This is a genomic window from Streptomyces sp. NPDC051109 (assembly GCF_044455885.1).
Taxonomy (GTDB): domain Bacteria; phylum Actinomycetota; class Actinomycetes; order Streptomycetales; family Streptomycetaceae; genus Streptomyces.
Genome location: NZ_JBITFF010000002.1, coordinates 402019 through 416847, shown reverse-complemented (window position 1 = coordinate 416847; position 14829 = coordinate 402019). Strand labels below are relative to the sequence as shown.

Below are 14829 nucleotides of genomic sequence, written 5' to 3'. Positions count from 1 at the left end.
GTCGGGTGAACGGGGCGCCCGCCGGATCCGCCGAGGCCCGTGGGCATTGGTCCGTGAGGGGCCGAGGGGCAGGTTCGGTGCGGGGGTGAGAGGTGCGGACGGAGCTCCGGCCGCGCGGAAAGGATCACATTCAATGCCACGATTCCCCCGCACACAGCGGGCAGGCAGGGCGGCGAAGCCGTTCACAGGGATGAGAGGTTACGAAAGTGGCGCCTCAGGTGGTCGACGAAACGGCTCAGCGTCTCCCCGCGCGGAGGGGACCGGATGAGGTCCCGAGCGCGGTCCCGGCCGCACGCGTACCCGCCCCCACCGCGCCCGAACCGGACCCCGGGCGGATCGACGCCGAACTCCTCATCCGCGCCTCCGTCCTGCTCGCCGACGCGGCGCTCACGGCCAAGCGGTCCGGTGCGGAGCTGACCGGCGCGGTGTTCAGCTGGCGGTTCGGGCTGGAGGCGCTGCGGCGCCCCGGGTGGGCCCTGGGCACGGCCGTATCCTGCGCGCAGGCCCTCACCGGTTCGGCCGGGCTCGGGTTCGGGGCCAACGGCGGCCTGGTCGGCGAACTCCTGCGGATGGCAGGGAACATGACGTACCGTCGGCCCGCCAAGGTGGCCATGGCGGTGGACGCCTTCGCCCTGCGGATCAAGGCGGCCGCGATCGACCACCCCAACCTCGACGCCCCGGCCGCCCGCCGCCTCACCGACGCGATGGTGGCCGGGAACCGGCTGGAGGCGGCGCGGGCGATGCTCGCGCTGGTCGAGCTGCTCGGCGTGACCCGGGCCCTGACCACGATCAGCCCGGTGATCATGGAGCTGATGGCCCTGCTCGGCATGCTCGACGAGAACCCGGTGAACGACGACTTCTCATGGGTGACGCTCGCCGGCGGGGTGCCGACCACCGACCCGGTCCTCGGCCTGCCCAGCTCGGTCCTCAAGTTCCTCAACCCCGGACCGGGGCGCGCCGAGCGCATCGAGCCGGACCCGATCCTCGCCAAGGTGCTCGCCACCTCGCGCAACGACATCGTCAGCTACGTCAACGACATCGGGGCCCTCGGCAACCACGGCCTGGTCCTGCTGCGCCGCGTCGAATGCACCGACGGCGCCGTGCGGTACGTGCTCCTGCTGCCCGGCACCAGCTTCGCGCTGCTCAGCAACAGCACCCCGCAGGACCTGATCGGCGCGTTCGACGGACTGCTGCGCACCGACACGACGTACACGCGCGCGGCGAAGAAGCTCCTGCGGCGGGCCGGGGTGCCCGCCGGCTCGGACCTCATGATCGTCGGTCACAGCCTGGGCGGGATCACCGCGATGAACCTCGCCTCCGACGTGGAGGTGTCCGCCACCTACCGGGTCAGCCACGTGATCGCGATCGGCTCCCCGATCGACGGCAAGCGGCCCGCCGACCACACCACCCAGGTGATCAGCCTCGTGAACAAGCACGACGTGATCCCTGGACTGGACGGGCGCGGACCGGCCTCGCCCCACGACATCCCCGCGAGCTGGGTCGAACTGGCCTGGCTGGACGACTCGTACGACTACCCGCTGTCGCACGCCCCGCAGGCCTACTCCGACGCGCTGCGCGGGGGGTTCACGCCCTACCGGGACCAGGTCAACAAGCTGATCACCGAGTACGACGGCGAAGTCGTCGGCAACCAGCCCTACATGCTGCGCGACAAGTGACCACAAGGGAGACCGACCGATGACCACTGCCGACAGCCCGGCCGCCGCGCCGCGACGTCCCGCCACCGCCTGGCCCCTGGAGAACGCCGTGTTCAGCGCGGCGATGGTCGCCCAGCGGCTGCCCTGGGTGGACGCCCCGGCCCGCGCCCTCGGGCTGGACATGCTGACCCGGGACGGGGTGACGCGCGGGCTGCTGTCGTTCCTGCGGCGCACCCGCTCCGGCCGTCCGGTCCAACTGAGCACCCCCTTCGGGCCGTTCCTGCTGCCGATGGCCGCCGCCGACGCCGCTGGCCTGCTCGCGGCGGCGGACGAGGCGGGGGCCCTCGCGCCCGCGGTCGGCCTCACGGCCGGCGGACAGCGGTACGGCCTGTCGCCGCACGTGCCGCTGCCGCGTGACGCCGCCGTACCTGCCGCGGAGCTCGGCGCCCTGCTGGCCGAGGACGTGGACCGGGTGATCGCGGCCCGGCGCGGGGACGGCACGCTGGAGTGGCACGACTGGCAGCGCGGCATGCTGCGACTGAGCCGGCGGGTGGTGGCGGGCGCCGCGGCCGTCGAGGACACGCTGCTCAGCGAGGTGCTCGCGGCGGCGACGGCGGCCGCCGACAGCAGGTCGTACGCCGGCCGCGCCGAGGCCCTGCGGCGCCGGCTCGCACCGTACCTGGCCGACCCCGACCCCGCCTCCCTGGCGGGCCGGCTCCCGGCCCGGGGCCCCGGGCGCCAGGGAGGCGATCCGGACGCCGCCGGACCGGCCGTCGCGCACGCGCTCGCACTGGTGTCCCGGGCCGCCGCCGAGACCGTGCTCCAGGCACTGGCCCTGCTCGCCGTGGGCGCCGCGTCCCCGGAAGCGGCCGTGGCGGAGGCACTGCGCCGCTGGCCGCCGGTGGCCGCCGCCGTGTACCCCGTACGCGCGGACTTCACCTGGCAGGACCTGGAGGTCGGGGCCGGGACCGAGATCCTGCGGGTGCCCGGCTGGCTGCGCGGTCTGGACGGCGAGGACCGCCCGGACCAGGCGCCGGCGGGCACGTCGGCCGCGGCGGGGACCCCGGGGATGCCGCCGCTGTGCGGGGCCCCGACCGGGTGCGCGGCAACGCGCTTCGCGGCACTCGTCGCCGAGCACGTCGTGCGCGCCGTCACCGAGAACGTCCGCCCGCTGCTGATCGCGCCGCGGTTCACCGCCGACCGGCTGCCGGACACGCTCGATCCGCGGACGCTGGTGGTGGCGCTGGAGGACCTCACCGCCCGGCAGGGCGACGGGCGGGTGGCGGTGGCCATGCCGACGGCGGTGCCCGTCTCGGCGTTCGGCTACGCCCCGGCCGCGTACGGGGCCCTGGCGCATGCCAGCGCCGACCGGCTGGAGCGGCACGCGGAGAGCCTCGCCGCCTGCGCCGGGAACAGCGGCTGGAACACCGACGAAGAGGGCGAGCGGTTCCGCATGATCCTGTTGGGCCACGCCGAGCGGTGCGCCACGGCCGCCGACGGCGTACGGCGGGCAGCGAAGCGGCTGACGGACTGACGGACCGGGACGGACTGATCCATGCACACTTCGGCATCCTTGCGCGCGCCCGCGCCCATGGCGGCAGGCGGCCGCGCCGCGGCCCTCGCCGGGCTCGGCGCGTACGTGCCCCCGCGCGCCCTCACCAACGCCGAGCTGTGCGGGCAGCGGCCCATCGGGGACGAGTGGATCCGCGAGCGCATCGGTGTGGCGAGCCGGCGCATCGCGGACGGTGAGGCCACCGTCGACCTGGCGGTACGGGCCGGCCGGCACGCGCTGACGGCGGCCGGGGTGACCGCGGCCGACGCGGTCGTCCTGACCACCATCTCCCCGGACCGGCTCATGCCGGCCGGGGCCCCGGAGGTCGCCGCGCGCCTCGGGCTGGGCACGGTACCGGCGTTCGACCTGTCATCGGGCTGCAGCGGGTTCCTGTACGGCCTGGGCGTGGCGACCTCGATGATCACCGGCGGCGCCTTCGACCGTGTGCTGCTGGTCGCCTCGGACGTCTTCAGCGCGTTCCTGGATCCCCAGGACTGGCTGATGTCCGCCATCTTCGGCGACGGGGCGGGCGCGGTGGTGCTGGGCGTCGCCGAGGCCGGCACGCCCGGTGCGTTCGGCCCCTTCGACCTGGGCAGCGACGGCGCACAGGCCGACCTGCTGGAGATCCCCGGCGGCGGCGCACGGGCCAGGAAGCGGCAACTGGCCGACCCGACGGCGGAGTTCTCCCCGTACTTCCGGATGGACGGGCCCGTCGTGCGCAAGCAGGCCGTGGTCGGGATGTGCGACTCCGTGACGCGGGCCCTGGACCGGGCCGGCTGGCGGCCGGCGGACCTGGACGTGCTGGTCGCCCACCAGGCCAACCAGCGCATCCTGGACGGGCTCACGGCCGAGCTGGGCCTGGCGCCCGGCAAGGTGCTGTCGCACATCGAGGCGTACGGGAACGCCGGTGCTGCCTCGGTGCCCGTACTGCTGGCCCAGGCGGCCGCCACCGGGACGCTGTCGCCCGGCCTGCGGGTGGCGCTCACCGCGTACGGAGCCGGGCTGGCCTGGGGTTCGACCACCCTGGTCTGGCCCGAGGTTCGGGCGGTGGCCGAGGGGGGCTGAGCCGGCTCCCGGACCGGGCCGGCCCCCCGACGGGTCGACTACCAGAAAGGCGTGTCCCGCCTGCGCCGTTCCCGGTCCACCAGGGTCTGTACGGCGGCCTGCGACTCGGCGCACAGCAGCCGGGCCGCGGCGGCCCGGGCGGCGTACGACTCGGGCCGGGCGGGCGCGGGGATCGGCTCGCCGATCGTGACGAGCCACTTCGCGGGCAGCGGGAAGACCGTGGTGATCGGGAAGTAGGGGAGGCCGAACAGGCGTGCCAGGGCCGGGATCTCGCCGATCCGGGGGCATGCCTCCTCGGCGCCGATGACGGACACCGGGACCACGGGGGCGCCCGCCCGGACCGCCGTGACCGCGAATCCCGGGCTGAACGGCCGGAGTTGATAGCGCTTGCGAAAGGGCTTTTCCAGACCGGAAAGCCCCTCGGGAAACACCCCGACGAGTTCCCCGGCGGTCAGATGTTCCATTCCCAGCGTCGGATCGAGGGGAATGGCGCCCTTCTTTCGGGCGTACGGGCCGAGGATCGGGAATCGGAAGAGCAGTGGCGCCGCGGGAACGTGCAGGGGCCGAGCGAGGCTGCGGGTGAAAATCTTCTGGAGGACGAAGGCGTCGAGCCCCCAGGCGCCCGAGTGGTTGGCGACGACGACCGCGGGCCCTTCGGCCGGGATGTTGTCCACCCCGGCCACTTCGAGCCGGAAGTAGTCGTCGACGAGCCAGTCCAGGAGGCGGTCCCAGGCACCCTCCCCGGCGTCACCGAGCAGCCGCCGCGCGTTTCTGAGCTCGGCCCCGGCCACCTCGATCACATCGGTCATGCTTTCCGACACGAATGATCTCCACTCTCACATTTCGAATCATCAACAAGCCCGGCAGGGACGGGTTTTGAGTAAATACCCTGCCGTGGTACCTATTTGAGCACGAGAAAGCCCCGCCCCCGCACCGTGCTGCAACCGCACCGCCACCGCAAATGAGAGAGATCCCGTGACCACTTCCGCGCAGGAAACCGTCCTCGACGTGATCAGCGAACTGCTCGTCGAGAAGTTCGAAGTCCCCGCCGAGGAGGTACGGGGAAACGCCCCGATGCGTGAACTGCTGATCGATTCCCTCATGATCGTCGAGATGGCCATCGCCGTTCACGAGACGCTCGGCGTCAAGGTCGAGGAGGAGGAGCTCCGCGCCGCCACCCTCGCGGAGTTCGCCGCGGCCGTCGACGAACGGCTGGCGGACCGTTGACCGGACGCCCCGAGGCCGTCGTGACCGGGCTCGGCCTGGTCACGGCAGCCGGATGCGACCGGGACACCACGTGGTCGGCGGTCCGCGCCGGACGCGCCACGGCGGCCCCCGACCCCCTGTTGCGCGGTCTGCCCGTCTCCCTCAGCTGTCGTGTACCGGAGGTGGACCACCCGGTCCTGCAGTGGCGCGGCTCGGCCCACCTGGACCCGGTCGACCGGTTCGGCCTGGTGGCCAGCGCGCAGGCCCTCGACCACGCCGGGCTCGACCCCCGGGAGTGGGACGGCAGCCGGGTCGCCGTCGTCACCGGCGGCGGCCTCGGCGGTGTCCTGACCCAGGACAAGGCGCTCGCCCGACTCCGGGAGCAGGGCCCGGAGTTCGTCTCCCCGTACTTCCTCCCCGGCTATCTCACCAACATGACTTGCGCCAACATCGCGCTGCGCTTCGGGGTGACCGGACCGGCCCTGGCCACGTCCACGGCCTGTGCCTCGGGCACCACCGCCCTCGGACTCGCCCGGGACCTGCTGGCGACCGGTCAGTGCGACATCGCCCTCGTGTGCGGTGCCGAGGCGGGCGTCACCCGGCTGGTGGTGACCGGGTTCTCTCAGCTGGGGGCCCTGTCGGACACGGGATCCCGCCCGTTCGACGCCACCCGCGACGGCTTCGTCATCGCCGAGGGCGCCGGCGCGCTGGTCCTGGAACGCCCCGAGCACGCCGCCGCCCGGGCGGCCCGGCCCCTCGCCCGCCTCATCGGCCACGCCGCCTCCACGGACGCGCACCACCTGGTGGCCCCGCACCCCGAGGGCCGCGGGGCCGAGCAGGCCGTCCGCGCCGCCCTCGCGGACGCGGGGGTCGCCCCCGAGGACGTCGGCCACGTCAATGCGCACGGCACCTCGACCCGGCAGAACGACGCCATCGAGGCAGCCGCCCTGCGCCGCGTCTTCCCCCACCGGCCGCCCGTCACCTCGGCCAAGGGGGCACTGGGGCACACCCTCGGGGCGTCGGGCGCCATCGAGGCGGCCCTGACCGTCCTGGCGCTGGCCGAGCGAATCGTTCCGCCCACGGCAGGGCTGGCCGAGCCCGACCCGGGGACGGACATCGACGTCGTCGCCGGTACGGCCAGGAACCACGCCGCGCCGGTCGCCGTCAGCAATTCCTTCGGATTCGGCGGCCACAACGCCGTGGCGGTGCTTGCCCGGCCCTGACCCTCCCCGGCCGCCCCGCCCGTGACCGCTCCGGTCCGTCCCCGACCGCCCGGTCCGCTCCGGCCTGCCCGCCCGGCGCCGGGAAGCGGCACCGGGCGGGCAGGGCGACCATGGGGGTGTGGAAGGTGCGCCATGACCGAGCAGATGCCCATCGAGGATCTGATCAGCGGCGCCGCCCAGGACGCCGGAGGCTGGCTCGGCTCCCTGCCCGTGGCGCAGCTGGCCACCGGCGCCGACGGGACGATCGTCCGCTGGAACCGCGCGGCGCAGGAGCTGCTCGGCTACGCCCCGCCGCAGATCGTCGGCCGCCACATCGCCGACCTCCTCCACCCCGGAGCCGACCGCAGCCTCGGCCGCGCCCTGTGGGAGACCGCCGTCACCGGGCGCGGGGTGATGGGCACCGTGACCGCCTGGCACCAGGACGGGCACCCGCTGGAGCTGGAGATCTGGGCCTGCCCGGTGCCCAGCCGGCGCCACGGCGCCTCCGCGGTCCTGGTCTTCGCCGCCGACGCCCACGCCGCCCGCCGGATCCGGGGATCGTCGGCGGTCTGGGACGGTCTATTCGCCCGCTCGCCCGTCGGCATCGCCATCCTCGACACGCAGCTGCGGTTCCTCCAGGTCAACCCGGCCCTGGAGGCGATGAACGGCCTCCCGGAGTCCGCCCACATCGGACGGCGCCTGGCGCAGGTCCTGCCGGAGGTGAACGCGGAGGACATGGAGGACGCGATGCGGCAGGTCCTGGCCACGGGGGAGCCGGTCCTGGACCGCCGCCGCTCGGGGCGCACCCCCGCGGAACCCTCCCGCGACCGGGTCTGGTCGTGCTCGTACGTCCGGGTGGAGGACCCCGGCGGCCGCCCGATCGGCGTGATCGCCTCCCTGCTCGACATCACCGAGCAGCAGCACGACCACATCGAGGCCGAGGCAGGCCGCCGCAGGCTGGCACTGCTCAGCGAGGCCAGCGTCCGCATCGGGGCGAGCCTGGAGCTGGAGCGCACCGCGCAGGAGCTGGCGGACCTCGCCGTCCCGCAGCTCGCCGACGCCGCCACCGTGGACGTACTGGACACCCTCGCGCGCGGTGACGAGCCCGGCCCGGGGCTGGCGGGGGGTGTGGGCCTGCGGCGCCTGGGCAAGGCACCGCTGACCGGCTCCGCCGTGATCGGCATCCTGGCCCCGCTGGGCAGGACCCTCGTCTTCCCGGCCGCCGCCCCCTACACCCAGGCCCTGGCCGCCCGCAGGCCCTTCCTGATCGCGCACCTGGACGAGCAGGCCGTCGCCTCCGCCGCCCGCCACACGAACAAGCCCGCGCAGCTCCTGCCCGTCGGCGTGCATTCGTTCATGATGGCGCCGCTGATCGCGCGGGACCTCGTGCTCGGCGTCGCCACCTTCTACCGCACGAGCCCGGTCGGCCCGTTCGGACCCGACGACGTCACGCTCGCCGGCGAGCTCGCGGTCAGGGCCGCCATCAGCATCGACAACGCACGCCTCTACCACCGTGAACACGAGACCGCCGTCATCCTCCAGCGCAGCATGCTGCCCCAGCACATCACCCCGCCGCCCGGCATCGAGGTGGCCCACCGCTACCTGCCCGCCAGCGACGTCAACGAGATCGGCGGCGACTGGTACGACGTCCTGCAGCTGCCCGGCGGCAAGGCGGCCCTGCTCATCGGCGACGTCATGGGCCACGGCATCGCGGCCGCGGCGGTCATGGGACGGCTCTCCGCCAGCGTGCGCGCCCTCGCCCGCCTTGACCTCGCCCCCGAGGCCCTGATGCACCAGCTGGAAGCGACCCTCGACGACCTCGCCGATCCGATGATCGCCACCTTCCTGTACGCCGTGATCGACCCGGGGACCGGCAGCTGCCGCATCACCCGCGCCGGCCACCCGCCGCCCGCAGCAGTCAGCCCCGACGGCACGGTCCGCCTCCTCGACCTGCCGCCCGGCATCCCGCTGGGAGTCGGCGGGACCGCGTACTCCACCACGGACCTGACCCTGCCCCCGGGCAGCCTCCTCGTCATGTACACCGACGGCCTCGTCGAGGCCCGCGGCAGCGACATCGACGAGCGCCTGGCCGATCTGACCCGGCTGCTCGCCGAACCGCCGCGCTCGCTGGACCAGTTGTGCGACTCGCTCATCACGCACCTGGTCCCGGCGTCGGCGGACGACGACATCGCCCTGCTCGTCGCCCGCATCGGCTCCGACCCCCCCACGCCCCCGCCTCCCTGACGGGCAGGATGGGGGGATGGAGTTCATCGAACTGGAGGAGCGGGCCCGCACGCTCGCGGCCTCGGGCGGCCGCCGGATCCTCGGCATCGCGGGACCGCCCGGGGCCGGCAAGTCCACCCTCGCCGCCCGCCTCGCGCAGGTGCTCGGGCCCGAACGGGCCGTGGTCGTACCGATGGACGGGTTCCACCTCGCCCGGGCCGAACTGGAACGGCTGGGGAGGGCCGACCGCAAGGGCGCCCCGGACACGTTCGACGCCGCCGGGTACGCGGCGCTGCTGGCCCGGCTGCGCACACCCGCTGCCGCCGTGGTCTACGCCCCCGCCTTCGACCGGTCGCTGGAGGAGCCCGTCGCCGGGAGCATCCCCGTCGACCCGGCGGTACGCCTGGTCATCACCGAGGGCAACTACCTGCTGTACGAGGCGGGGGAGTGGGCGGGGGTACGGGCGCTCCTCGACGAGGTCTGGTTCCTCGCGCCCGACGACGCCCTGCGCGTACGCCGGCTCGTCGACCGCCACGTACGCCACGGGAAGGCGCCGGCCCGTGCCGAGGAGTGGGTGGCGCGCTCGGACGAGGCGAACGCCCGGCTGATCGCCGACGGTCGGAGCCGGGCCGACCTGGTGGTGGAGTAGTGGGTGCCCTGCGGATCAGGGCAGGGCCCGCCCTGATCCGCAGGAGGGCAGGGCAGGGCAGGGGGAAGGGCACCCCAGGGGCGTACGCGGCGGCAAGGGGGCGCGCAGCGGATCAGATGCGCCATTTCCCGAAAGATTTCCGTCGACAGCCGTGCACATTCGGGCGTGTTTTCCGATGGGGTGGTGTTGGGGGAGCGGCCGGTCCGACCGGCCGCTGGATGTGGGGGGCAGGCATGCCCGTTCCGTTCGCTCACCGGAAGGCTTCCCGCCGACGTGATTCCTGTCCAGACCTTCGCTCCCGTGCTGATACTCGTCGCTTTCGACGCCGTCGACGCCGTCAGGAGACACCCACGCCTGCCGGGTGCGAGGCCCCGGGCAGCGACCGCTCGTGCCGGCGACGGCCGGCATCCCTGGAGGAGCGCATGAGTGAGGGCGAGTTCGACCCGTCCGGGGACCGGGCTGTCTCCAGCGAGCTGGCCGGCGTGCTACCGGTGGAGTTCAGCGCGTTCCACTCCCAGCACCACCGCGCCTACCTGCGCTACGCACACCTGCAGCTGGGATCCCGCCAGGACGCGGAGGACGTCGTCGACGACGTGTTCACGTTCCTGCTGAAGGTGTGGCGCCAGGCGCTGAAGGAGGCGAGCCTGCACGGCTTCGCCTGGGCGGTGCTGCGCGAACACGTCGCGCGCAGGCTCGCGCTCCTCGGCCGGCCGGCCGCCATGGTCGAGACGGCCTGGTTCGCCGCCCTGCGCCGCGCGTCCCGGCACCGCATGGAACTGCTGGAGTCCAAGCTGGGCCTGTACGCGGCGATCGCGTGCCTGCCCGAGCGGCACTACGACGTGGTGTTGCTGGCCTTTCTGCTGGGGTACGACAACGGCACCGTCGGCCGGATGCTGGGGATCTCCCCCGCGGCGGTCCGTTCGCACATTCGAGGCGCAAGCCGAATCCTGTCGCAGAAACTCGGGGCGGACTGGGCTCCTGGAGAGGGGAAGGGCCGGTGAGCGACATGACGGCCGACCACGACGCCGTGCCGGGGGAGACGCTGGCGGCGGCACTGGAGGAGGCCGAGGTGCTGGTGGAGGAGTACGCCGGCTACGACGAGGACGCCGCCCGCCGGCGCGTCGCCCGCCGCATCGCGGCGGACCGGGCCCGGCCGGCGACCGGCGCCGCCGGCCGGGGCGGCTTCCCGGCACCGGCCTCCCTCGCCGGCCGCGCTCCGCTGCCCCGGCCCGTGCCCACCTTGGCCGACGACCTCGTACTCGACGCCGCCTGCCACGTACGGGCCGCCCGGGCACTGGACGACCTGGCCTGGTCGCTGGCGGAGAGCCGGTCCTTCGCCGAACTGGCCCTGGCACCCGGCACCTGGCCGCACGGAGCGGAACCGGCGCTGCTGTTCGGCTGCCTCCTGCACCTGGCCGACCGGATGGAGGGCGCGCAGTTCTGGTTCCAGTACGCGGCCGGGGCGGGCTCGCGGACGGCCGCGCGCCTCCTGCACCTCCACCACCTCGCGCGCGCCGAGGTGGACACCGCCCGGCACTGGAAGGCGCTGGCCGTGGCGCTGCCCCCGGAGGAGGGAATGCCGCACCTGCCGGAGGTCCCGGAGAACCTGGAGGAGGCCCTCGGCGCCTCGGTCATCTGGACCTCACCGCCGATCAGCACCCAGGACCTCACCTCGCTCACGGCGGTGAGAGGGCACGGCGGGCGGCCCCCGTACCGGCTGCCCGCCCGTCTCCGGCGGGCCGTCACCGCCCTGAGCTGGAACGACGACCAGGACCAGGGGGAGGTGTTCCTCCCCGGCCCGCACGTGGCGGTGGCCATCGCCCAGCACGCGCGGCTCGACATCCTGCACCTGACGGACGAGGCGAACGCCTGGGCGCTCGAAGCCCTCAGGCACCCGCCGCTGACCGGGGCCGCGCACGGCCCGTCCCAAGGGAGGCCGGCTCCGGTCGCGATGGAGGCGGTCCACCGGGCGCTGCGCGTCCTGGAGGTCGTGGGCCGGTACTCGGGCGGGGTGAGCCTCGCCCAGATCGCCCGCGAGACGCGGCTGCCGCAGCTGGTGCTGGCCCGGGTGCTGGAGCAGCTCGTACGGGCCAACCTGGCGGCCCAGGCCGGCCCCGGGGCGTACATCGCGGGCCGGGCGCTCTTACTGACCGGGGCGGCGTCCGGAGACGGGCGCGGACACCTGCAGGACACGCTCGCCTGGGTCCGGGACGCCGTCGGCGCCGCCGTCTACGTGGCCCGCTACACCGACGGCGAAGTGTGCATCACCCAGTACGCCGACGGTCCCGCGACACCGCTCGTGGACGAGTGGGTCGACTTCCGTGCCGCCGCCCACGCCTCGGCCGTCGGCAAGGCCCTGCTGGCCCAGCTCGGGCCCGACGGCCGCAAGGACCACCTGTCCCGGCACCGGGCGGCGCGGTTCACCGCCCACACCATCACCCGGCAGGAGGACCTCTTCCGCCAGCTCGACACCCGCCGCCCGGGAGGCCCCCTGCTGGACCTCCAGGAGTACGCCGTGGGCACGGTCTGCGCGGCCGTCCCGATCACCTCGGGCCCCAACGCCGAATGCCTGGCCCTGTCCATCCCGGCCCCCGACCCGCACCGCCTCGTGCAGGCCGCCCGGATCCTGCAGAGCGAGGCCGCGGCGGTGCTGCTGGCCCTGATCGTGGCGGGCACCGGCCCGGGCCCGTCCGGGCCGGCGCCGCAGCGGGAGGAGGAAGCGGGAGAAACCGGCAGCATCCTGCTCACCGCCACCTAGCCGGCGGCCTCGGACCGGGGGGTCTCGTCTCCCGCAGACCCCCCGGGGGCGTCACCCGACCGCGCTGTCCCGCTGGCACGGGGGCGCGGAGGGCGGCTTGCTGGAGGAATGACAGAGCGAGCACCGGGGACCCGGCAACAAGCCCTGAGCACCCCCAAGGCCGCGGGGTTGGCGGGGGTGGTCTTCGCCGTCCTGCTCGCGACGGCGATCGTGCTCGCCCGGATCGCCCTGCCCGAAGGGGGCGCCGGCGAGCAGATCGAGATCGCCCCGGGCAAGCGGGGGGCCCTTCAGACGGCGACCGAGCTCGTCCCGTTCGCGGGCATCGCCTTCCTGTGGTTCATGGGCGCACTGCGCGAACACACCGGGGACGCCGAGGACCGGTTCATCGCCACCGTGTTCCTGGGCAGCGGACTGGTCTTCGTCGCCTGCCTCTTCGGCGCCGTCGCCGCCGCCGGGACCGTGCTCGACGCCGAGGACCCCACGGGCTTCGGCAGCCACTTCGCGTACACGCTGCTCACGACGTACGGGATGCGGATGGCGGCCGTGTTCGTCCTCGCGACCTCGACCATCGGGCGCAAGCTCGGGGTCCTGCCCAGACCCCTGGTCCTGATCGGGACCCTGGCCGGAGTGGTCCTGCTGGCGGTGGGCTCCACCGTGCCGTACTGCGAGCTCGTCTTCCCGGCCTGGGCGCTGCTCATCAGCCTGTACATCCTGCGCGCCGCCCGCCGCTCCGCGTGACGTCCGGCCGCCGCGCCTCCCCCCGTCACCCCAATGGCATTGCCGGACGGGCCGTCCCGCTCCGGGGGCCGCACGCTGGCCGGGGAGCCGGAGGGGCCAACGAAAGGACTGGACCTTGCTGAGGCTTGTCGTCGATCTCAACCGGTGCCAGGGGTACGCGCAGTGCGCCTTCCTCGCACCCGACGTCTTCGCGATGCACGGGGACGAGGGGCTGCTCTACGACCCGCAGGCACAGGACGCGCACCGCGAGCGCGTGGCCCAGGCGGTCGCCGCCTGTCCCGTGCAGGCGATCCTCGTGGACGAGCTGGACATGGCCGCCACCGCGCCCGGGACACTGGGCGGCGCCGCGCGCACCGGGGAGGCGTCCGATGGCTGACACAGCCCTGGACCGCCTCAAGGCGGTCGGCCGGATCGTCGTCGTCGGCGCCTCGCTCGCCGGGCTGCGCGGCGCCGAGACCTTGCGCGAGAAGGGCTTCAAGGGCTCGCTGACCATGATCGGCGACGAGCCCCACGAGCCGTACGACCGGCCGCCGCTGTCCAAGCAGGCGCTGCTGGGCATGGGTACGGCCGAGGGCACCGCGCTGCCCCGCCGCCTCGACATCGACGCCGAATGGCGCCTCGGAGTCGGGGCCAGCGGCCTCGACATGGCGGCCCGGCGGGTCAAGCTCGCCGACGGGGACGAGGTCCCGTACGACCGGCTGCTGATCGCCACCGGCGTCCGGGCCCGGCCCTGGCCGATCCAGGCCGAGGGCGAGCTCGACGGCGTGTTCGTGCTCCGCACCCGCGACGACGGCGCCGCCCTGGCCCGGCGGCTCGACGCCGGCCCGCGCCGGGTCCTGGTCATCGGCGCCGGGTTCACCGGGTCCGAGATCGCCTCCGCCTGCCGCGAGCGCGGCGTGGAGGTCACCGTCGCGGAGCGCGCCGACGCGCCCCTGGTCGGCGCCCTCGGCGGGGTCATCGGCGCGGTCGCCGCCGAACTCCACCGGGAGAACGGCGTCGACCTGCGCACCGGCGTCATGGTCACGGCCCTGGAGGGCGACGCCACGGGACGCGTCCGCGCCGCGCACTTCTCCGACGGCACCTCGCTGGAGTGCGACGTCGTGGTCGTCTCGCTCGGCGCCCAGCGCAACACCGAGTGGCTGAACGGCTCCGGACTGGGCGCCGGCCCCCGGGGCATCGCCTGTGACGCGGGCTGCCGGGCCTTCGACATCCGCGGCATCGTCACGGACGACATCTTCGTCGCGGGCGACGTCGCCCGCTCCCCGCACCCGCTGTTCGGCTACCAGTTCCTGTCCCTGGAGCACTGGGGCAACGCCGTCTCCCAGGCGGAGACCGCGGCCCACAACATGCTCAGCGAGAGCACCGATCGCCGCCCGCACATCTGGGTGCCGGCCTTCTGGTCCTCGCAGTTCGGGGTGAGCATCAAATCGGTCGGCGTGCCCTCGATGGGAACCGAGATCATGATCACCCAGGGCTCGCGCGCCGAACGCCGCTTCACCGGCGTCTACGGCTACCAGGGCCGGGTCATCGGCGCGGTCACCTTCGACAACTCGCGCTGGCTGCAGTTCTACCAGCAGCAGATCGAGGCCACCGCGCCCTTCCCGCCGCCGTTCCCCACGGTCGACCGGCGCCCCGAAGGGCAAAAGCCCCTCCCCGCGGACTTCCCCGACCCGTCCGTGCCGACCCACGGGCCGACCGTCACCCTCAGCGGATACTCGCCGGCCGACCGGCGCCTCACGTTCACCCCCGCCGGGCACTGACCCGCCCGCCCCCCGGAGGAC

General features: G+C 74.3%; 13 protein-coding genes. 12 read left to right on the top strand and 1 reads right to left on the bottom strand.

Annotated elements, in window-relative coordinates; all coding sequences use genetic code 11:
- Positions 1-206: 206 nt before the first annotated feature.
- The 3 genes from ACIBAD_RS04900 to ACIBAD_RS04890 are packed head-to-tail and all read left to right on the top strand — an operon-like array spanning position 207 to position 4272.
- On the top strand, positions 207-1676 hold the full coding sequence (locus ACIBAD_RS04900; RefSeq protein WP_398904518.1) for a hypothetical protein: 1470 nt from the start codon (positions 207-209) through the stop codon (positions 1674-1676).
- Between the two features lie 19 nt (positions 1677-1695).
- Positions 1696-3189 (top strand): hypothetical protein, encoded by a 1494-nt coding sequence (locus tag ACIBAD_RS04895; RefSeq protein WP_398904516.1) that lies wholly within the window; start codon positions 1696-1698, stop codon positions 3187-3189.
- Positions 3190-3210: 21 nt separating this feature from the next.
- Positions 3211-4272 (top strand): beta-ketoacyl-ACP synthase 3, encoded by a 1062-nt coding sequence (locus tag ACIBAD_RS04890; RefSeq protein ID WP_398904514.1) that lies wholly within the window; start codon positions 3211-3213, stop codon positions 4270-4272.
- A 38-nt stretch (positions 4273-4310) separates the two neighbouring features.
- Here the strand turns inward: ACIBAD_RS04890 and ACIBAD_RS04885 are convergent, their stop codons facing one another.
- Positions 4311-5093 carry a lysophospholipid acyltransferase family protein gene (locus ACIBAD_RS04885; RefSeq protein ID WP_398904512.1) on the bottom strand — a complete coding sequence of 261 codons (783 nt, stop codon included), beginning with the start codon at positions 5091-5093 and terminating at the stop codon, positions 4311-4313.
- Between the two features lie 154 nt (positions 5094-5247).
- Between ACIBAD_RS04885 and ACIBAD_RS04880 the strand changes: the two genes are divergently transcribed.
- The 9 genes from ACIBAD_RS04880 to ACIBAD_RS04840 all read left to right on the top strand — a co-directional run bounded on the left by ACIBAD_RS04880 (position 5248) and on the right by ACIBAD_RS04840 (position 14808).
- Positions 5248-5499 (top strand): acyl carrier protein, encoded by a 252-nt coding sequence (locus ACIBAD_RS04880; RefSeq protein WP_134069017.1) that lies wholly within the window; start codon positions 5248-5250, stop codon positions 5497-5499.
- The gene (locus ACIBAD_RS04875) at positions 5496-6701 is read left to right on the top strand and encodes a beta-ketoacyl-[acyl-carrier-protein] synthase family protein (RefSeq protein ID WP_134069016.1); all 1206 of its coding nucleotides are present in this window, start codon (positions 5496-5498) and stop codon (positions 6699-6701) included. The genes ACIBAD_RS04880 and ACIBAD_RS04875 overlap by 4 nt, the downstream gene beginning before the upstream one ends.
- Positions 6702-6833: 132 nt before the next feature.
- A complete protein-coding gene (locus ACIBAD_RS04870) occupies positions 6834-8924 on the top strand; it encodes a SpoIIE family protein phosphatase (protein WP_134069015.1) in 2091 nt (696 codons plus the stop codon).
- A gap of 16 nt (positions 8925-8940) precedes the next feature.
- Positions 8941-9552 carry a nucleoside/nucleotide kinase family protein gene (locus tag ACIBAD_RS04865; RefSeq protein WP_134069014.1) on the top strand — a complete coding sequence of 204 codons (612 nt, stop codon included), beginning with the start codon at positions 8941-8943 and terminating at the stop codon, positions 9550-9552.
- Positions 9553-9974: 422 nt separating this feature from the next.
- Positions 9975-10553, top strand: coding sequence for an RNA polymerase sigma factor (locus ACIBAD_RS04860; protein ID WP_398904508.1), 579 nt, complete (start codon positions 9975-9977; stop codon positions 10551-10553).
- Positions 10554-11503: 950 nt separating this feature from the next.
- Positions 11504-12310 (top strand): IclR family transcriptional regulator, encoded by an 807-nt coding sequence (locus tag ACIBAD_RS04855; protein WP_398904780.1) that lies wholly within the window; start codon positions 11504-11506, stop codon positions 12308-12310.
- A gap of 108 nt (positions 12311-12418) precedes the next feature.
- Entirely contained in the window at positions 12419-13048 is a 630-nt protein-coding gene (locus ACIBAD_RS04850) for a hypothetical protein (protein WP_398904506.1), read from the top strand.
- Positions 13049-13166: 118 nt separating this feature from the next.
- Positions 13167-13424, top strand: a complete 258-nt coding sequence (locus ACIBAD_RS04845; RefSeq protein ID WP_398904778.1) for a ferredoxin — start codon at positions 13167-13169, stop codon at positions 13422-13424.
- Positions 13417-14808 carry an NAD(P)/FAD-dependent oxidoreductase gene (locus ACIBAD_RS04840; protein ID WP_398904504.1) on the top strand — a complete coding sequence of 464 codons (1392 nt, stop codon included), beginning with the start codon at positions 13417-13419 and terminating at the stop codon, positions 14806-14808. Before ACIBAD_RS04845 ends, ACIBAD_RS04840 begins: the two co-directional genes overlap by 8 nt.
- Positions 14809-14829: the final 21 nt, after the last annotated feature.